Here is an 18,224-nt window from a genome sequence, read left to right as displayed (position 1 = left end):
AAAATAAATGTTTATCATGAATCTATTTAACGTGATTTTGGATTGTAGTTTGAAAAATTATTTTTTATTAAATTCAAAACTTTATTCTTTAATTGAGAGAAATTTGTTGGTGCCTAAGTCAGGCTTAGAGGATTGTTTCTTTTTGATTTTAAATTGTTTTTTAAATAAATAAGTAATGGTCTGGGTTTATTTTAAATAAAAAGATTAGGTTCTAAATTTAACTTATAAATATGCAATAAAAATAGTGCTAGTTTATTTTTTATAACTGGAAAATGAGTATTTATAATGACCTCAAAAATAGAAATAAAATTGGAAGATGCACAGAGTATTCCGCAAGATTTTTACTTGAATAATACGCCAGCACATGTGATTGCTTCAGATCAAGAAGCCATCGCTGTGGCCCATCGCCTAGCAGCTGCTTTTGCCAAAGAGGCAGCAAAACGTGACCATGAGCGCAAGCTGCCCTTACAGGAAATTCAACAATATTCTGCCTCTGGTCTGTGGGGGATCAATATTCCGAAACAGTTCGGTGGTGCTGGGGTGAGCTATAAAACCCTTGCTGAGGTGGTGACCATTATTTCCAGCGCAGATTCATCTTTAGGGCAAATTGCACAAAATCATTGGGCCTTTTTAGAACATATCCGTTTGGATGCGTCATTGGAACAGCAGCAATTCTTCTTCGAACAAGTACTGCAAGGCAAGCGTTTAGGCAATGCATTCTCTGAAAAAAACTCGAAAACCGTCGCAGATTTGACCACTAAAATTGAATTTAAAGAGGATTATGCGCTAATTAGTGGTCAGAAATTCTTTGCCACAGGTGCTTTATTGGCACATTGGATTCCAGTGGTTGCTGTGAGTGACGATGGCAAAGTATTTGCAGCATTGGTCCCGCAACATACGCCTGGTTTGACCATTGTGAATGACTGGAGCAGCTTTGGTCAGCGCACTACGGCCAGTGGTAGCGTGCAGCTGGATCATGTTCGAGTCGATTTAAAATATGTAGTGCCGATCCATCAGGCTTTTGAACGTCCAACAGCAGCGGGTGCAATTTCGCAAATTATTCAGTCCGCTGTCGATGCAGGTATTGCGCGTGGGGCCATTGAGGAAACCATCCGCTATGTGCGTGAGTATGCCCGTCCTTGGATTGATTCAGGTGTGGAACACGCCAGTGAAGATCCCTATACCATTAGCAATATTGGCGAGCTAAAAATTAAATTGCGTGCCGCAGAGGCAGTTTTAGCTTTGGCAGGTGAGGCGATTGATCGTGCTTTGGCGAATCCAAACGAAGATACCGTAACAGAAGCAACTTTACTCACGGCTGAATCGAAAGTATTAACCACTGAAATCGCACTCTTGGCAGCCAATAAATTATTTGAGTTATCTGGTACCCGTTCCACCTTATCCGAGTTGAATCTAGATCGGCACTGGCGTAATGCACGCACGCATACCCTGCATGATCCAGTACGTTGGAAATACAATTTAGTGGGTAATTATTATTTGAATGGTGTGGCACTGCCACGTCATGCGTGGAGCTAGGAGGGTAGTATTATGACCAGTCAAACGAATCAAAATCTCTCCTTGGGTGCGCATTATGAACAGGTGGCGGGCAAGTTCCGTCCGATCTTCGAACGAATTGCGGAAGGTGCTTTAGCACGGGAAAAAAGCCGAACCTTGCCCTATGAACCGATTCAATGGTTAAAACAGGCTGGCTTTGGTGCAGTACGTGTACCTGTGGCTTTTGGTGGTGATGGTGTTTCGCAAAAGCAGCTATTTCAGTTATTAATTGAACTTGCTCAAGCAGATTCCAATGTGGTTCAGGCTTTACGGGGGCATTTTGCCTTTGTCGAAGACCGCTTAAATGCACAAAAAACTGAAGCACAGACACTCTGGTTTGAGCGCTTTGTCCGTGGTGAGATTGTGGGGAATGCGTGGACAGAAATTGGTAAAGTTGAAATCGGAGATGTGGTGACTCGTGTCAAGGTAACGCAAGATGGCAAACTCCGTATCAATGGTCAGAAGTATTATTCCACAGGCACGATTTTCGCAGACTGGATTGATCTTTTTGCTTTGGATGAAACCACCAATCAGCATGTGATTGCTGCGGTGTCTACGCAAGCAGAAGGCATTGATATTGTGGATGATTGGGATGGCTTTGGGCAAAAAACCACGGGCAGCGGAACTTTGACCTTAAACAATGTAGAAATTCCCCGAGATCACATTTTGGTGTTTGAAAACCGATTTAAATATCAAACTGCATTTTATCAGGTGGTACATCTCGCGACTTTGGCGGGGATTGCACACAGTGCAGTGCAGACCTTTAAGCAGGAAGTGCGTCAGCGGACGCGGATTTATAGTCATGGCAATGCCAGTTTGGTGCGTGAAGATGCACAAATCCTGCAAGTGATTGGCAAAGCGTCTGCACAAGCTTATGCGGCGCAAAGTATTGCATTAACTACTGCTGAAGCTTTGGATGCTGCGTATTTACAACATTTTCAGAATGATGAGCAGGCTGAGTTGGAGGCTAATGAGCGTGCTGAATTAGTATCGGCACAGGGGCAAGTGGTGATTGCGGAGTTGGTCTTGAATCTGAGCACCGAGCTGTTTAATGCCCTGGGTGCATCGGCAAGTAGCAGCGACAAGCAGTTGGACCGTTTTTGGCGCAATGCTCGTGTGGTCGCATCACACAACCCATTGGTCTATAAACAGAAAGTGATTGGAGATTGGGAAGTCAATCAAGCGCCTTTGCCGTACGTGTGGCAGATTGGCAATAGTCCTGTTGCTGCGAATCAAAAAGAAATTCCAGCTTAGTGATCTCAGCGCACAATAGATTTTATTGAACTAAAACTGTTGTGCACTTTTATCTATTAATTTTCTGGTCGTTGTTTCTTCGCAAAGAATTTAAATTTTAATTCGCTGACGAGTACTCCAAGCACCACCAATGCTCCTCCAAACAAGGCCAGTAATGGTAAACGTTCTCCGGCAATACGCCCGATCACACCTGCCCAAACGGGTTCACCTGCATAAATAATCGCTGCGCGCGTTGGGTCCACCATGCGTTGCGCCCAGTTCATCACAAATTGAATTAATGCACTGGCTAAGCCGAGTGCCACTGCAATAATCAGCAATCCCCATGAAAAGTTAGGAATACTGTGTTCACCAACCAAAGGCATACTGGCAAAAGATAAGCATGAAGCGACCGCCAGTTGAATGACCGTGACTCGTCTTAGATTGACTTTCCCCGCGAAATAACCAATCAGGATAATTTCGAGCGCAATCACAAAGGCACAAATTAGGGTAAGTACTTGTCCATAACTAAAGTTGATGCTGGAAAAGCCGTTGCCTGTTAACAAGATTAAACCAGTAAAAGCCAGTGCTGTACCGACCCAAGTCATCACTGAGGGCATCTTTTGGAAGATCACCCACATTAAAATGGGCACTAAGGGCACATACAGTGCGGTAAGAAAGGCGGATTCGCTACTCAGAATACTTTGTAGACCAATGGTTTGAGTGCCATAGCCAATTGCGATCACAATTCCGATGGCTGTACCTGCCAAGCCCTCTTTTAGGGTTAGGCCACGCATGGATTTGAGCGAGATTAAGAAGATTGCCAAAGCCGCGACTGCAAAACGGCAGCCAACAAAAAACATGGGGCTACTAAAATTCAGGGCATATTGCACCGCTAGAAAGGTGCCACCCCAAATCATGGTAATAAAAATAAGCGCGAATTGTGCGGCTTTAGGAGATTGAGACAAAGCGGTCAACGCAGCCATCCTCATGAGTAACGTGCAATATACTGCACATATTGCATTGCTTGTTGGCTTTGTGCAATATATTACACATATTTTTTATTTTCACTGTAGGAATGCATGAGTCATTCAGAGACGGTATTGCAAGATGTGGGACAGAATATTCGTCTGTTTCGTACCGAACGTCAGCTTAGTCAGCAAGATTTGGCAGATCGAGCAGGTGTCAGTCGCCGTACCATTGCTGCTTTGGAAACAGGACAGGTCAATATTAGTCTGGCTAAACTTGATGCGATTGCAACGGCTTTAACAGTCGATTTTAAAAAGCTGGTCAGCCCATCTGAGCTGAGTGAATCTGCCATCGTCAATACCTTGGCTTGGCAGGGTCAACAGGCTGAAAGTCATGCCACGCTGTTGGCTGCTGTGTCAACCCAGACACAAGTCGAATTATGGACATGGTCTTTGGCTGTGGGTGAGATCTATCAGGCTGAACCAGATCAAAAAGGCTGGCAAGAGTTGATTTATATTGTCGATGGCGAATTGACGATTTCGTTTGAACAAGAAAATCGAGTGCTTCTAGCAGGTGAGTCGCTTTTATTTGAGAGTTCTGTCAATTATCGTTATCTCAATCAAGGAAGTAGCACTGTTCATTTTGTCCGAAACGTAATTTATTAACTCTAAAAAAAGCGCTTAAGCTGGATTACTTAAGCACTTTTAGAGTTCGTGGCTATTTATGCAGACTTAGCTTGAGCTTTGATGAGTTCCATATTTATCAATCATGATCGAGCTGGCTTCATTCAAACCTCGCACAATAACGTGTACGCCTTTGCGCTGGAATTTTTGCACCACACTGTCGATCATTGCCACTGAAGTGACATCCCAAATATGTGAATGGGTCAAATCAATAATGACTTCTTTTACATCCTCTTTGAAATCAAAACTTTGCATAAATTTTTCTGAAGAACTAAAGAAAATTTGACCTTTCAGATTATAAACGCGTGCCTGATTTTCAAAATATCGCTCAACTCGAATATCTTGCTCTAATTTATTGGCAAGGAATAAAGCAGACAGTAACACGCCTGTAAGCACGCCTAAGGCTAAATTATGGGTTGCAACGACCACAACCACTGTTGCAAGCATCACGACATTACTGCTGATTGGATTCTTGCTAAAACTACTGATGGATTTCCATTCAAAGGTACTGATCGAGACCATGATCATCACGGCAACTAAGGCAGCCATGGGAATCACCTTTAACCAGTCGCTGATAAATACGACTAAGATGAGGAGGAATATTCCCGCTGAAAAGGTCGATAATCGAGTCAATCCACCTGATTTTACATTAATCATCGATTGCCCAATCATGGCACAGCCTGCCATGCCACCCATAAAACCTGAGGCGATATTGGCAATACCCTGACCTTTGCATTCTTGAAATTTATCGCTTGGAGTATCGGTCATTTCATCAATAATCGTCGCCGTCATCATCGACTCAAGCAAACCGACTGCAGCCAAAGCAACAGCATAAGGAAAGATGATTTTTAAGGTTTCAAAGTTAAGGGGAATATCAGGAATTAAGAACACGGGAAGCGTATCGGGTAATGAACCCATGTCTCCTACTGTACGAATATCAATGCCGAAGTAGATTGCCAGCAAAGTCACCGTGATGATGCAGACCAAGGGTGAAGGCAATAATTTACCGATTTTCGGAATCAGCGGAAATAGGTAGATAATGATCAGACCCAATAACACCAAGGCATAGACCTGCCATGTGACATTGACCAGTTCAGGCAGTTGCGCCATAAAGATCAAAATCGCCAATGCGTTGACGAATCCAATCACTACAGATTTAGACACGAAACGCATAAGTTTCGCTAGCTTTAGATAGCCCGCGATAATTTGCAATACACCCGTGAGCAAGGTGGCAGCCAGCAGATATTGTAAGCCATGCTCTTTAACCAAACTGGCCATGAGCAAAGCCATTGCACCCGTTGCGGCTGAAATCATGGCGGGGCGACCACCAACGAAAGCAATCACCACGGCAATACAGAATGAAGCATATAAACCGACTTTGGGGTCGACCCCTGCAATAATAGAGAAGGCGATGGCTTCTGGGATCAGTGCTAAACCGACAACCAGTCCAGCCAAAATATCCGCACGGATATTGGAGAACCATTGCGCTCGAATATTGGAAAACATAGAAATAGCCTATTTTTTAGGAATTTTTAAAGGCTAGTGATGTGATATACAGACACACGACTACACCACATCACTAGACAGTGATGAGTTAATACATAGGAAATGTAAAACTTAAGGTGGCGTAAGCATCATGTAAGAAGATAGGGGTTTTATTTGAACTGGGGCAAGCATAGCACCCAAGGAAAAAAAGCTCTAGCGATTGTTACAATAACTAGAGCCTGAAATGATTAGAGTGATTGTTGGTCTAACAATAACTGCGCTTCACGAAGACTTAAAGTACCTTCATAGATGGCACGACCTGTAATCGCACCGAGGATTCCTTTTTTGTCTTTTAGATTGCGTACATCATCCAGATTGGTGACACCGCCAGAAGCAATCACAGGCAGGCCTGAATAGTTGGCCAAGTTCACGGTCTGTTCAACGTTCACACCTTGCATCATGCCATCACGTGCAATATCGGTATAAACAATGCTGGATACGCCTGCATCGGCAAAACGTTTAGCCAGATCCGTCGCTTTTACGTCAGTCACATTGGCCCAACCATCGGTTGCCACCATGCCATTGATGGCATCAATCCCGACAATGATATGACCTGCGAAGCGTTTACATGCTTGGTCAACAAACTCTGGCTCTTTCACGGCTTTGGTACCGATAATCACAAAAGAAACGCCAGCTTCCAAATAGTGTTCGATGGTTTCAAGTGAACGGATACCACCCCCAATTTGAATTGGAAGTTCAGGTTGTGCACGCGCAATCGCTTCAACCACTGGTTTATGAATTGGCGTACCTGCGAAAGCACCATTTAAATCGACTAAATGTAAACGACGTGCGCCTTCATCCACCCAATGTTGTGCAGTTGCCACAGGGTCTTCAGAGAAAACGGTATCGTCTTCCATACGTCCTTGCTTCAAACGGACACATTTACCATCTTTCAGGTCAATTGCTGGGATGATTAGCATGCTTTCGCTCCTTGCATCATCATAGAGTTTAAATTGGCTACATATTAGCAAAATATTGATCAATCGCTAAGCCTTGTCTGCTAAACCTGCCAGTATTCTCCTGATTTGTTGCAATAATTGTGTTGTGAGTAATTGTTGCTGATACAGTTGCTCGAAACAAAGCAGTGCTGCATAGGCATCTGCGGCGGCATAATTGATTTGTTGTGGACTAAGATTTTTAACCGACCAGTTGGAAGTACTGATTTTTTTACTTTTGGCGAAATAACGCTGAAAAAGCAGCGCGATTGCCGTTTGAGTACCGACTTGGCTGCGATAACCAAAACTTGCAAAGCTCTTGGACAGGTCAATCATGGCATTAGGTTGAATACCTTTACTACGAAAGATATGCGCATCATTCTTCAGTCCAAAACCCACTTTGAGTTGCTGTTCATTTTCGAAAATCGGTTTGAGAAAATCTAATATTTCATTACAGACTTGAAATAAATAAGCCTTGTTTGGCGTTGCGAGCTGGATCAGGTGGGGTCCCGTCGATTTTTCTCCAACTTTGAACGTTGGCTTGGATTCAGTATCAAAACCAAAAACTTGAATAGACGCGAGTTCAGCTTGAATTGTCTTACATTGTTCAAGCGTTTGGATCACCAAGATACGATCTGTGCTTAGATTTTGAAATACAGGCAATGCGCGGATTTGTTCTTTGCTTAAAAGGGGAGTGTGTTGAGGCGTATCCATTTGCATTAAAAGCTCAAAGCGTTTGATTGAGCTTAAAGGGTTTTGTCACAATAAAAAAGCCAAGTCGAAACTTGGCTTAGTAACAATGATGTATTTATTAAGCTTGACTGATCTGTTGCTCAATCTGAGTTTGTTGCTTTTCTAATGTGATTTCTTGATTACTAGGTATTGCAATCACAGTAACAATAGCAATAACCAAACTAGCGACTATTAATAAAATATAAATCCAGCCTAAGATTTTTTCCCATCCAGCTGTTGTTCTAACTGGGCCAAAATTATTCGTTGCTTCTGTACCTTTTACACAGAATAAATAGATCATAAACAAGATGTTCAGAAAAGGAACGATATATAATAGTGATAACCATCCGCTAAGATTTCTATCATGTAGGCGGCGAATGATAAAAACGAAAGATAAATATAAAAATATAATATAAATTATTCCGAATATTATCATCGCAGCTAATGGGAAATCTGGAATTTCAGCGTTTTGACCATTTAATATCCCAGAAGAGAATCCAATAATTACAATGATAATCATCGCGATGATTGAGCTTAAAAATGTCCAAGCTGCATAGGATAGTCGGCCAAAACGACCTTTGGGACTCAGTGGGTGATCCACGCTTTGTGTAGATAAATTCATTGTTATTCCTATCTAGGTGTTTTTATGGGATTGTAAAAATTGAAAAATGTATCGTTTAGAATAATAAAGAAAAAATTGCAAAATTAAAGCTTAAATTATTTTATGAGTTGCAGACCAAGTGATAACGAAAAACTTGATCTGCATTAGGTGGACTTAAATCTTCCATTCCACAAAGTTCTTTAACAGCTGTAGGCCAGCGGTATGACTTTTTTCAGGATGGAACTGCGTTGCAAACAAATTATCTTTGTGAATCGCCGTGCAGAAATTCACGCCATAATCACAGGTCGCTGCAATAATTGCTGAATCGGTTGGCTCCACATAATAGCTATGTACAAAGTAGAAACGTGCATCTTGCTCAATGTTATTCCACATCGGATGCTCTGGATCAAGTTGATGTACTTGATTCCAACCCATATGCGGTACTTTTAAATTTGGGATTTGAGGAAAGTGTTTTCCCACTCCCTCAAAAATACCCAGTGCTTCGACGCCACCATTTTCTTCCGAACTTTGTAGTAGCGCTTGCATACCGACACAAATTGCGAGCACAGGTTTGTTGAAAGCAGCCTGACGTACCACCTCATCAATTCCAGCTTCACGCATGCCTTGCATACAGTCACGCATGGCACCGACACCAGGGAAAACGATTTTATCCGCTTTGGCAATCAGTTTAGGGTCGTTGGTGACATCAACCGTCGCACCAACATGCTCTAGGGCTTTTGCCGCAGAGTGTAGATTGCCCATGCCATAATCAAGTAAAGCAATACGGGTCATTACAAACTACCTTTAGTCGAAGCGATGGTGTTTTCTGCGCGTGGATCAATTTCACAGGCCATACGCAATGCACGTGCCAAAGCTTTAAACACACTTTCAATCTGGTGGTGACTATTTTTGCCTTTCAGGTTATCAATATGCAATGTCATCAGCGCATGATTGACAAAACCTTGGAAAAATTCTGAAAATAAATCGACATCAAAGGTTCCGATGCGGGCACGTGTATATGGAATATCCATAAACAAACCCGGACGGCCAGATAGATCAACCACAACACGAGACAGTGCTTCATCTAATGGCGCATAAAAATGCCCATAACGACGTAAGCCTTTTTTATCACCTAAAGCTTGTGCAAACGCTTGCCCCAAGGTGATTCCACAGTCTTCGACGGTGTGATGGTCATCAATTTCTAGGTCGCCATCGCAATGAATGTCGATATCAAATAGACCATGACGCTTGATTTGATCAATCATATGGTCTAAAAATGGAACTCCAGTGTTGAGTGTGCCTTGACCAGTACCATCGAGATTGAGACGAACTCGAATTTTTGTTTCGTTGGTATTTCTTACCACTTCACTGATACGTTGCGTCATGGACACGTTCCTCAAAAAACGTCAAAAATGATTGAATTAAAAACCAATAGTTTCGCTGTGACGAAAAAGTGACAGCATCATAGTTTGCTCAGGAGGGTTAATCAATGCCTATTACCGTACATGCTTACAGTTCTCTGGATAATCTAGGAATTCGTACTCAGCTAGAGCGACTTTACGATACCAGCCCAGAGTTTGGCGATGGGCAAGATGCAATGGAACAACTTGAACAAAATCTCCAGCAATATACCACAGTTTACACTGCTGAATTTAACACCAAAATTATAGGTGCAATTTGGGCGACAGGACAAGGTGAAAGCCGTGTTTTGGAATATATTGTGGTACATCCAGCCAATCGCGGGCGTGGGGTTGCAGAACGCTTGGTTGAAGAGGTATGCCGTATGGAAGAAGAGCAAGGGGTTAAACAGTTTGAACCAGGTTGTGGGGCAATCCATCGCTGTTTATCACATCTTGGCAAAATCTAAGCTTTAGCGTACTGCTTTGGAGCAAAATTAAGCGCTTAAGAGAAAAATCCACAAATTTGCTTGACGGGCTTAGACAAACATTGTTTAATACGCCCACTTTGGCGTGATAGCTCAGTAGGTAGAGCAACGGATTGAAAATCCGTGTGTCCCCAGTTCGATCCTGGGTCTCGCCACCATAAATTTGTATTTTCAATCCCTGATCCCATCAGGGATTTTTTTTGCCTGAAAATTGATTGCCTGAAAAATGTGCATTCAAATCAAAAGCTCATGATAATTATTGACTATTCAGCTGAGATACGGCTTAATACACCCCATTGGCGTGATAGCTCAGTAGGTAGAGCAACGGATTGAAAATCCGTGTGTCCCCAGTTCGATCCTGGGTCTCGCCACCATATTCAAAAAGCCTCAAACGAAAGTTTGGGGCTTTTTTTATTGTTTGTTCAAATGATTTGATTCATCTCAGTACTTTAAGCTAAGATTTGTGCGTTTGCATTTAGATGTAAATCATTAAATATAAAGTCAAAAATAAGGCTTTTAAATACATTAAATTATTAATAGAACGATAAGGGTTTTACGATGTTGAATAACATGAAATTAGGGTTTGCCTCATTACTTTGTATTTTACTCAGTGCTTGTGGAGGAGGTGGTGATGGTAATATCAGTACGAATTCCTCTTATTCTAAAACGATTATTAAAAATGGTGTGACCTATACCTGTAAATCAGACTCCACTGCAAATGCATGTGAAAATAATAATAACTGTTCTGCGTGTGAATCATCGAATACCCCAACAACCGTAATTACGGCTCAATGTGCACTTAGTAGCAATAATATTGTAAAAGTGACGGCAGATGGTTGTATTGCGAAAGTCGGTACTAATATTTATACCAATGTTTGCCAAGGAACAACAACATTGAGAATGCTCACTGGGACGGGCTTTACTCAACAAAAAGTACTGAGTGAAGGTGGGGCGTTTACAACCAAGAATGGTAGTTTAGATATGAATGGGACTTTGTTCAGCTGTAATTAAATTCTTAAATCTAAGGAATTAATAAGATTAAAGGTGGCTTTGTCACCTTTATTTTTGGAAGAAGATATTGTGGAAAAGTGGCTTTATTTACTTTTTTTAATGCTTGGATTCGGGTTGGGGTATTTGATTTCTGATTACAAACAGGTGATGTCACCTTCTATCGCGCCAGAAATAACGAAAACAGCAAAACCTGACGTAACCTCAATAAATCATCCTCAAGATGTCGCGGTTTTGACGTCGCAAGGGCTTGCTGCAAATACTGAACATTTAAATACATTTTCTGAGCATCAACATCAGCAGATTGCAAAAATCATTGAAATGGCATCCGAGCAGCAGGTGGGTGATTATTTGAAAAAGGCTTTTCCGAGACAAGACTTTTCAATGATTCAGAATAAAAAGGTATTTGCTCAGCGTGCTTTAGAAGAGTTAAGCTCAAAAAATGATGAGCAAGCATTGTCTGGTAGGCTGGTACTTGCCTTAACGCCAGTAATGCCACAGCTTTCAGAAGATCTGCATCAAGTACATCAGTTCCAAGAGGTCTTTGCTCATTTCGATACGATGGGGCAATCACCCACGGATGAGCAAATCTTTATTCGTTGGCTCAATCGAGATACAGGGGAAGTGCTGTTATTTACACCGCGTCGAGTCACTCAAAATGTTACTCAAAATTGGGTCAGCACAACACCATCGAATGGATGGCAAGCGGGAACATATGATGTCAAAGTCTATCAGATGCGTGATCAGCTCACACCAATTGCACAGGCCAGCTACCGAATTGTACAAGTGCTATAAGATTGAACTTTTACTGAACAATTCTAAGTCAAAAAGTTTGTTATGTTGGGGGATGTCAAAAATTTTAAGAATAGACCAGTATGAAAGATTTATTTTCTGAGCAAAGTGAACTTTATCAACAGGCACGGCCAACTTATCCGCAAACGTTAGTAAACTGCTTAATAGAGCAGCTCAATGGCTTGGACTCTACGTGGGATTGTGGGGCAGGTTCGGGGCAACTGACTCAACTGATCGCTCCTTATTTTCAGCAAGTGGTTGCAACTGATCTCAGTCAAAATCAACTAGATCAGGCCCCAGCATTACCCAATGTGCGGTATTTACAACAAGCCGCAGAGCAGACCTCATTTGCAGATCAGTCTTTTGATTTAATTACTGTTGCCCAAGCGATTCACTGGTTTGATTTTGAAAAATTCTATGTAGAAGTGAAGCGAACTCTGAAAGCAGATGGTCTTTTTGCCGTAATTGGTTATGGCTTAATTCAGTTAGATGATACAGATTTAAATCAGCGAATTGATCAGCTCTATCATCAGACTTTAAAGGGCTTTTGGGATGCAGAGCGACGTTATATTGATGAACATTATCAAACGATTCCATTTCCCTTTGAGGAAATCGCGATGCCGCAGTTGCAGATCGAGTTAGGTTGGACAGGGCCGCAGTTGTGGGACTATCTCAATACTTGGTCTGCAGTAAAGCATTATCAAGATCAGTTGCATGTCAATCCTTTGGCGAGCTTACAAGACATTTTACAGATACAGCAGCCGATTGGGATTAGCTTTCCAATTTTGCTGAGAGTTGGGCGCTTAGCTGCATCAGAATAGGAAAATAAAAAAATCATGTCGGAATAAGCCGCTATAAAACGCCAGCGATAAAAAGACTTCCATTCAACAGATGCGACCCTAATTTAACTTGATTGAATAAGAAAGTTTGTTTGCTTGGCTCAATGGTTAAACCTGGGCAGGCTGTTGAGGTATTACCACAAAAGTATTGTTCTCCATCTTCCGTAATGAATTTTAAACTGAAATTACCCTGCATTTCTTCAATGAGCTCGAGTGTAAGTAGCTGATGTTGTTGTACAAAGCTGAGTTGGTAAATCTTTTGTTCATTTCTAGCTTCAGCCAGTAATTCAGAGTTGGTAGGAATGAGCTTTGCATCTTGATGATTTATGCTGAGGTGAGCGTAATTTTTAGGAATAACAAGATTGATATTTAATGATTTAGTTTGCCCGGACTTGGCTTGAAGCAAAATATTCTTGGCATGAATCACAATCTTTTTATCATCTTCGTGCCAAAGGTTTTGGGGTGCTGGGGACTTAAGTTGATAAAGCTGATCGTGAGTTGTGATTTGTACCAGTGGTTGAGAGGATGTGCTGTCTTGTTGAAAAGTGAAATCAATCCATTGATCTTGATGTTTTAAGCTGAATTGATAAGAAATCGGGTCATGAAGAGCAGAGTGCTGAGAAACGGCACTATTCATACGAATCAGCTGATAAGGTTGTTCATCGAAAATAAATTGTCCTTGTATGGGGAGTTGAGGGAAACGCTTGGATTTTAAAACAGGCCAGTGTGAAGGGAGCTTAAATTGTAATTGACCAGAGAGTTGTACGATTTGTTGTTCTGAATCCTCAAGCTGGTAACGAATAGGCGTATTGTGAAACTGAAGATTTAAGTTCTGCTGTGATGTTTGCTGATCAATTTGATAGCTTCCAATAGCTTTCTCTGACGTAGAGGTCGTATAAACAGACCAAGGAACGTGGTCTTGTTGAACGTCGAGCCGTTGAAAAATGGCAACATTTGAGTTTAGGTTGAGATCAATCCAACCAGTAATATTTTTATTCTTGAGTTCAAAAGAGATACTCGAGATAGGATCATTGCCTTTGGCAATCATATCAAACCAAAGTTGATCGGGAGCTAAGTCTACCCGTTCCTGTAATTGATTACCTGAAATGGTGATGAAATAAGGGCTTGTATGCGGGCTTTTGATTAAGGTTGTGAATATTACAAGGCTGATCAGAATGAGTGATATAACGAATAGCCATAGCGTAATTTTTTTCATTGTATTTGGTTTGATTTTTATTGGATGATCGATTTTCTATAATTTTAATTAAAATAACAAGATGGCTTGATATTCAGGCAATAAAAAAGGTCTTTGCGTGATGCAAAGACCTTTTTGACTTACCAGAGAAGGAAGGTCCATAAAAAATAATATGGGCGTTAAGCAGACTTCGCCACAGCTGCAGGTGCTAACATATTGCCTGTTTCTTCAAAATTGGCATGCCAAGATAAGGCTTCACGAAGAATGTGTGGGGTATGGCCGCCACGTTCGCATGCACGGTCAAAGTAATCGTTAAGTGCACCTTGATACAGTGGATGTACACAGTTGTCGATAATCACACGGGCACGTTCACGTGGTGCTAAGCCGCGAAGATCAGCAAGACCGACTTCGGTCACTAAAATATCAACATCATGTTCGTTATGATCGACATGGCTGACCATTGGCACGATTGATGAGATATCACCACCTTTGGCAATCGATTTAGTCACGAAGATCGCTAAGTGTGCATTACGGGCAAAATCACCTGAACCACCGATACCGTTCATCATCTTGGTACCGCAAACGTGGGTTGAGTTCACGTTACCGTAAATATCAAACTCAAGCGCCGTATTGATGCCAATAATCCCTAAACGACGCACGATCTCTGGATGGTTAGAAATCTCTTGAGGACGAAGTACTAATTTATCTTTGTAGTGTTCAAGATTACCGAAAACGCGCTCGCCACATTGTGCTGATAAGGTGATTGAGCTACCAGAAGCAAACTTCATTTTGCCCGCATCAATCAGTTCAAAAGTACAGTCTTGAAGAACTTCTGAGTACATGACTAAATCTTCGAAATTCGAATCTTTAAGTCCTGTTAAAACTGCATTGGCAATTGAACCAATCCCTGCCTGTAATGGACCTAAGTTTTTCGCTAAACGGCCTTCTGCGACTTCTTTTTCAAAGAATTTAATCAGGTGATTGGCGATGCCTTGAGTTTCAGCATCAGGTGGAGTCACAGTTGATGGTGAATCTGCTGTGTCATTGAATACGATACCCACGATTTTTGCTGGATCGATTGGAATCGCGGTTGAACCAATACGGTCATCCACTTGCGTTAAAGGCAATGGTGTACGGGTAGGGCGATAGGTCGGGATATAAATATCGTGTAGCCCTTCGAAATTTTCGCTGAGCGAGGTATTAATTTCGACAATTACTTTTTCTGCAAAAATCGCAAAACTTGCTGAGTTACCGACAGACGTGGTTGGCACGATATGACCATCTTCGGTAATGGCAACCGCTTCGATCACCGCAACATCAGGACGTTTTAGTTGCTGGTTACGCATTTGTTCAACGGTTTCAGACAAATGTTGGTCGATAAACATCACTTCGCCGTTATTAATAGCACGACGTAAAGTATTGTCGACTTGGAATGGCATACGACGAGCAAGGACCCCTGCTTCCGTCAATTGTTTGTCTAAGTCATTGCCGAGACTCGCGCCCGTAATTAATGTGATTTTTAACGGATTTTTTTTGGCTTGTTCAACCAATGCTTGTGGGACTGCTTTCGCTTCACCTGCACGGGTAAAACCGCTCATACCAACCGTCATATCATTTTTAATAAACTGAGCTGCCTGCTCTGCACTCATCACTTTGTCATGCAGTGCTGCAAGACGAATACGACTTAAAGACATCATCCATTCTCAATATTGCTTTTCATTGGATATGGAGTTTAGCGCTAAAACATGAAAAGTGAATTGAAATAAGGCTAAGGTCTAATACAGCTGCATACGCTTTATTCATCTGCTTTCCAGTTGCTTATTTTCTGTGTGATATTTGCTTGAATTCATACAGAAAAGGAACATTAGGGAAGGACAATTTTTGGGCTTGAATCAGTGTGAAACCGAACGAAAGCAATCATTCCAACATCAATTGGGCTGAAGACTTTAGTCGAAGAGTCCTGCATAGATGATAAGAGGATGCTGATTGATCACTTTAAAAATGCCCTGTTAGGGTTTGCTTTATTTTGTCGATAGCATTGTTTTGTGGTTCGTCACTGGGCGCTGGAGGAATGGGGAGGGAAATCACCACTTCCAAGCCACCTTGCTCACGGTTACGAATGTTAATCTGCCCTTGATGGATATCGACAATACGTTTCACAATTGCTAAGCCTAAACCACTGCCTTGAATCGTTCTTGCCGAATTACCACGAACAAAAGGTTGCATTAACTCTTCCACTTGATCAGGTGGAATGCCATCACCATGGTCGGCAACCGTAATCATAATATGATCATCGACATGGCTGGCAGATAGTTCAATCGGTTCTGCACCATAACGTTTGGCATTATTAATTAAATTGGCAATCAAGCGTTTTAAAGACAAGCTTCGTGCTGGAATGATGGGCAACTCTTGCGCTTCAAAACGAATGTCCAGCGGTTTGAATTGGACCACCAGTTCTTGCAACAGCGTATTCAGGTTGGTCTCTGTCAGTTCTTCATCAGAGCCATCCCGCATATAGGAAATAAACTGGTTTAGAATCGCGTCCATGTCATCTACATCGTAGATCAGACCTTCACGGAAGAACTCATCAGGGAGCATTTCTGCGGTCAAACGAATACGCGTCAATGGTGTGCGCAAATCATGGGAGATACCCGCCAACATAATCTGACGATCACGTTCGGTTTGTTCAAGCGTATACACCATATGGTTAAAAGCTTGGTTCACTTGACGGATTTCGAGTGGCCCATGATTGGTGTCGAGATAAGGCGCCTTGCCGGTTTTACTATAATTGTTGGCTGTATTTTGTAAGCGACGCAAAGGTCGGTTCATTTGCCGAACCAAAATTAAGATAATGATGGATGATACAATTGGAACACCAAACAACCAGCCGGCAATCAGTTCAACACTATAGTTGGTATAGGTTTTTAAAGGTTCTCTAACCCAGTTCCCGTTCATCTCTGGCGTTTGAATCCAGATGCGTGGAATCGGTTTAAATTTAAAATAAACCGTGACGTTTTCTACACCTAACTCTTTAGCCAGTTTGGACTCAATTTGATTGGTAAACAGTTCCGCTAAGAATTTATCTTCAACTCGAGGAAATTCGTTTGGGTCAGTTACATATTCGATGCCAATACGATTCTTTAACCAAGTATCGACATCAACTTCACTCTCGCGATGTAAAATTCGAATATCTGGATTATTGACCAATTCTAATTCAATCGCGAGGTAGCGGGCGTGTTGTTGTAACTCAGGAAGATAAAGTGTGCGCCAAAAGAACCACAAGGACATAAACAGACTGAAAAACACCATGAACAACACGAGAATGGTGGTGCGCATGGCTGCGGAACGCGGTTTAATTTTATCTAAAAAACGTTCCCATTTGGTTCGTGGTCTTTCAGAATAAGCCGCGAAATCCGTAAATTCTTGTGGATCAATTGGTTCAAGTTTCAACGTTTAATTTCCTAAGCTTATTCAGCACCATCTGGAACAAAAACGTAGCCCACGCCCCATACGGTTTGAATATAACGTGCACGAGCAGGGTTATCTTCAATTAAACGACGTAGACGAGAAACTTGGACGTCAATCGAGCGCTCCATTGCACCCCATTCACGACCACGTGCCAAGTTCATCAACTTATCGCGTGTCAGTGGCTCGCGAGGATGCTGAACCAGTGCTTTCAGTACCGCAAATTCACCAGTCGTTAAAGTAACGACTTGACCTTCACGAGTTAAAGTACGGGTTGATAAATCCAAAGACCAAGGACCAAAGCTCACCACTTCAACTTGTTGGCTTGGTGCACCAGGTACTTCACGCACTTGACGACGCAATACTGCACGGATACGTGCCAGTAATTCATTTGGGTTGAATGGTTTTGGTAAATAATCATCTGCGCCTGCTTCAAGACCTGCAATACGGTCAGAGTCACTACCACGTGCTGTCAGCATAATAATCGGTGTATCGATATTTGACTGGCGCAAGCGACGGCAAATGCTTAAACCATCTTCGACAGGGAGCATAAAGTCGAGCACGATAAGCGAGAACAATTCACGTTGCAGTAAACGGTCCATTTGAGTTGCATCATGGGCAGTTTTTACCACAAAGCCTTTGTCTTCTAAAAAGCGTTGTAACAGCGTACGCAAGCGCACATCGTCATCGACCACTAAGATGCGTTCGACCCGGTCTGTCTCATGGTGTACAGTTTCCGTCGATTCGGCAGGTACAACTAAACTCATGATGTGCTCCTTTATCGTTTATTG

The 18,224-nt window shown here is 42.1% G+C and carries 18 protein-coding genes and 2 tRNA genes; 9 read left to right on the top strand and 11 right to left on the bottom strand.

Annotated features, from left to right (window positions below; genetic code table 11):
• The first annotated feature begins 285 nt into the window (after positions 1 to 285).
• Together WA352_RS01510 and WA352_RS01505 are read left to right on the top strand one after the other, a co-directional pair.
• Positions 286 to 1,536 (top strand): SfnB family sulfur acquisition oxidoreductase, encoded by a 1,251-nt coding sequence (locus WA352_RS01510; protein ID WP_005317546.1) that lies wholly within the window; start codon positions 286 to 288, stop codon positions 1,534 to 1,536.
• A gap of 12 nt (positions 1,537 to 1,548) precedes the next feature.
• Positions 1,549 to 2,808 (top strand): hypothetical protein, encoded by a 1,260-nt coding sequence (locus WA352_RS01505; protein WP_005317548.1) that lies wholly within the window; start codon positions 1,549 to 1,551, stop codon positions 2,806 to 2,808.
• A 56-nt stretch (positions 2,809 to 2,864) separates the two neighbouring features.
• On the opposite strand, the gene WA352_RS01500 is transcribed toward WA352_RS01505, so the two are convergent.
• Positions 2,865 to 3,770: a DMT family transporter gene (locus tag WA352_RS01500; protein ID WP_005317551.1), complete on the bottom strand. Its 906-nt coding sequence runs from the start codon at positions 3,768 to 3,770 to the stop codon at positions 2,865 to 2,867.
• 96 nt (positions 3,771 to 3,866) lie between these two features.
• Between WA352_RS01500 and WA352_RS01495 the strand changes: the two genes are divergently transcribed.
• Positions 3,867 to 4,418 carry a helix-turn-helix domain-containing protein gene (locus tag WA352_RS01495; protein ID WP_005317554.1) on the top strand — a complete coding sequence of 184 codons (552 nt, stop codon included), beginning with the start codon at positions 3,867 to 3,869 and terminating at the stop codon, positions 4,416 to 4,418.
• Between the two features lie 66 nt (positions 4,419 to 4,484).
• Here WA352_RS01495 and WA352_RS01490 read toward each other — a convergent pair whose 3' ends face one another.
• From WA352_RS01490 to hisB, 6 genes are all read right to left on the bottom strand, one after another.
• Positions 4,485 to 5,942, bottom strand: a complete 1,458-nt coding sequence (locus tag WA352_RS01490) for a SulP family inorganic anion transporter (RefSeq protein ID WP_005317556.1) — start codon at positions 5,940 to 5,942, stop codon at positions 4,485 to 4,487.
• A gap of 227 nt (positions 5,943 to 6,169) precedes the next feature.
• Positions 6,170 to 6,901, bottom strand: a complete 732-nt coding sequence (gene hisA, locus WA352_RS01485; protein WP_005317559.1) for a 1-(5-phosphoribosyl)-5-[(5-phosphoribosylamino)methylideneamino]imidazole-4-carboxamide isomerase — start codon at positions 6,899 to 6,901, stop codon at positions 6,170 to 6,172.
• Positions 6,902 to 6,967: 66 nt separating this feature from the next.
• The gene (locus tag WA352_RS01480) at positions 6,968 to 7,636 is read right to left on the bottom strand and encodes a 3'-5' exonuclease (protein ID WP_005317562.1); all 669 of its coding nucleotides are present in this window, start codon (positions 7,634 to 7,636) and stop codon (positions 6,968 to 6,970) included.
• A gap of 91 nt (positions 7,637 to 7,727) precedes the next feature.
• The gene (locus WA352_RS01475) at positions 7,728 to 8,270 is read right to left on the bottom strand and encodes a DUF805 domain-containing protein (protein WP_004803811.1); all 543 of its coding nucleotides are present in this window, start codon (positions 8,268 to 8,270) and stop codon (positions 7,728 to 7,730) included.
• A 153-nt stretch (positions 8,271 to 8,423) separates the two neighbouring features.
• Positions 8,424 to 9,041 (bottom strand): imidazole glycerol phosphate synthase subunit HisH, encoded by a 618-nt coding sequence (hisH, locus tag WA352_RS01470; RefSeq protein WP_004803814.1) that lies wholly within the window; start codon positions 9,039 to 9,041, stop codon positions 8,424 to 8,426.
• Positions 9,041 to 9,634: an imidazoleglycerol-phosphate dehydratase HisB gene (gene hisB, locus WA352_RS01465; protein ID WP_004803817.1), complete on the bottom strand. Its 594-nt coding sequence runs from the start codon at positions 9,632 to 9,634 to the stop codon at positions 9,041 to 9,043. The genes hisH and hisB overlap by 1 nt, the downstream gene beginning before the upstream one ends.
• 104 nt (positions 9,635 to 9,738) lie before the next feature.
• On the opposite strand from hisB, the gene WA352_RS01460 reads away from it, so the two are divergent.
• The 6 genes from WA352_RS01460 (at position 9,739) to WA352_RS01435 (ending at position 12,755) form a co-directional block, all read left to right on the top strand.
• Positions 9,739 to 10,116: a GNAT family N-acetyltransferase gene (locus WA352_RS01460; RefSeq protein ID WP_004657331.1), complete on the top strand. Its 378-nt coding sequence runs from the start codon at positions 9,739 to 9,741 to the stop codon at positions 10,114 to 10,116.
• A 100-nt stretch (positions 10,117 to 10,216) separates the two neighbouring features.
• Positions 10,217 to 10,292 (top strand) — tRNA-Phe (locus tag WA352_RS01455).
• A 140-nt stretch (positions 10,293 to 10,432) separates the two neighbouring features.
• Positions 10,433 to 10,508: transfer RNA gene (locus WA352_RS01450), tRNA-Phe, on the top strand.
• Between the two features lie 184 nt (positions 10,509 to 10,692).
• Positions 10,693 to 11,145 carry a hypothetical protein gene (locus WA352_RS01445; RefSeq protein ID WP_005317565.1) on the top strand — a complete coding sequence of 151 codons (453 nt, stop codon included), beginning with the start codon at positions 10,693 to 10,695 and terminating at the stop codon, positions 11,143 to 11,145.
• Between the two features lie 39 nt (positions 11,146 to 11,184).
• Positions 11,185 to 11,937: a hypothetical protein gene (locus WA352_RS01440; protein ID WP_005317569.1), complete on the top strand. Its 753-nt coding sequence runs from the start codon at positions 11,185 to 11,187 to the stop codon at positions 11,935 to 11,937.
• Positions 11,938 to 12,017: 80 nt separating this feature from the next.
• Positions 12,018 to 12,755 (top strand): class I SAM-dependent methyltransferase, encoded by a 738-nt coding sequence (locus tag WA352_RS01435; RefSeq protein WP_005317574.1) that lies wholly within the window; start codon positions 12,018 to 12,020, stop codon positions 12,753 to 12,755.
• A 31-nt stretch (positions 12,756 to 12,786) separates the two neighbouring features.
• Here the strand turns inward: WA352_RS01435 and WA352_RS01430 are convergent, their stop codons facing one another.
• The 4 genes from WA352_RS01430 to ompR form a co-directional block, all read right to left on the bottom strand.
• Positions 12,787 to 13,989, bottom strand: a complete 1,203-nt coding sequence (locus WA352_RS01430) for a hypothetical protein (protein ID WP_005317575.1) — start codon at positions 13,987 to 13,989, stop codon at positions 12,787 to 12,789.
• A gap of 158 nt (positions 13,990 to 14,147) precedes the next feature.
• The gene (locus WA352_RS01425) at positions 14,148 to 15,662 is read right to left on the bottom strand and encodes an acetyl-CoA hydrolase/transferase family protein (RefSeq protein WP_005317576.1); all 1,515 of its coding nucleotides are present in this window, start codon (positions 15,660 to 15,662) and stop codon (positions 14,148 to 14,150) included.
• A 301-nt stretch (positions 15,663 to 15,963) separates the two neighbouring features.
• Positions 15,964 to 17,418 carry an ATP-binding protein gene (locus tag WA352_RS01420; RefSeq protein ID WP_005317579.1) on the bottom strand — a complete coding sequence of 485 codons (1,455 nt, stop codon included), beginning with the start codon at positions 17,416 to 17,418 and terminating at the stop codon, positions 15,964 to 15,966.
• 17 nt (positions 17,419 to 17,435) lie between these two features.
• On the bottom strand, positions 17,436 to 18,200 hold the full coding sequence (ompR, locus tag WA352_RS01415) for an osmolarity response regulator transcription factor OmpR (RefSeq protein ID WP_004657337.1): 765 nt from the start codon (positions 18,198 to 18,200) through the stop codon (positions 17,436 to 17,438).
• Positions 18,201 to 18,224: the final 24 nt, after the last annotated feature.

Origin of the sequence: Acinetobacter sp. 102 (genome assembly GCF_037028485.1) — a bacterium.
Lineage (GTDB): Bacteria > Pseudomonadota > Gammaproteobacteria > Pseudomonadales > Moraxellaceae > Acinetobacter > Acinetobacter higginsii.
This window is presented reverse-complemented; position numbering and strand designations above follow the sequence as displayed.

Coding starts and splice junctions, on each gene's coding strand:
- WA352_RS01510 (WP_005317546.1), top strand. CDS start 286: ATGACCTCAAAAATAGAAATAAAATTGGAAGATGCACAGAGTATTCCG.
- WA352_RS01505 (WP_005317548.1), top strand. CDS start 1,549: ATGACCAGTCAAACGAATCAAAATCTCTCCTTGGGTGCGCATTATGAA.
- WA352_RS01500 (WP_005317551.1), bottom strand. CDS start 3,770: ATGGCTGCGTTGACCGCTTTGTCTCAATCTCCTAAAGCCGCACAATTC.
- WA352_RS01495 (WP_005317554.1), top strand. CDS start 3,867: ATGAGTCATTCAGAGACGGTATTGCAAGATGTGGGACAGAATATTCGT.
- WA352_RS01490 (WP_005317556.1), bottom strand. CDS start 5,942: ATGTTTTCCAATATTCGAGCGCAATGGTTCTCCAATATCCGTGCGGAT.
- hisA (WP_005317559.1), bottom strand. CDS start 6,901: ATGCTAATCATCCCAGCAATTGACCTGAAAGATGGTAAATGTGTCCGT.
- WA352_RS01480 (WP_005317562.1), bottom strand. CDS start 7,636: ATGCAAATGGATACGCCTCAACACACTCCCCTTTTAAGCAAAGAACAA.
- WA352_RS01475 (WP_004803811.1), bottom strand. CDS start 8,270: ATGAATTTATCTACACAAAGCGTGGATCACCCACTGAGTCCCAAAGGT.
- hisH (WP_004803814.1), bottom strand. CDS start 9,041: ATGACCCGTATTGCTTTACTTGATTATGGCATGGGCAATCTACACTCT.
- hisB (WP_004803817.1), bottom strand. CDS start 9,634: ATGACGCAACGTATCAGTGAAGTGGTAAGAAATACCAACGAAACAAAA.
- WA352_RS01460 (WP_004657331.1), top strand. CDS start 9,739: ATGCCTATTACCGTACATGCTTACAGTTCTCTGGATAATCTAGGAATT.
- WA352_RS01445 (WP_005317565.1), top strand. CDS start 10,693: ATGTTGAATAACATGAAATTAGGGTTTGCCTCATTACTTTGTATTTTA.
- WA352_RS01435 (WP_005317574.1), top strand. CDS start 12,018: ATGAAAGATTTATTTTCTGAGCAAAGTGAACTTTATCAACAGGCACGG.
- WA352_RS01430 (WP_005317575.1), bottom strand. CDS start 13,989: ATGAAAAAAATTACGCTATGGCTATTCGTTATATCACTCATTCTGATC.
- WA352_RS01425 (WP_005317576.1), bottom strand. CDS start 15,662: ATGTCTTTAAGTCGTATTCGTCTTGCAGCACTGCATGACAAAGTGATG.
- ompR (WP_004657337.1), bottom strand. CDS start 18,200: ATGAGTTTAGTTGTACCTGCCGAATCGACGGAAACTGTACACCATGAG.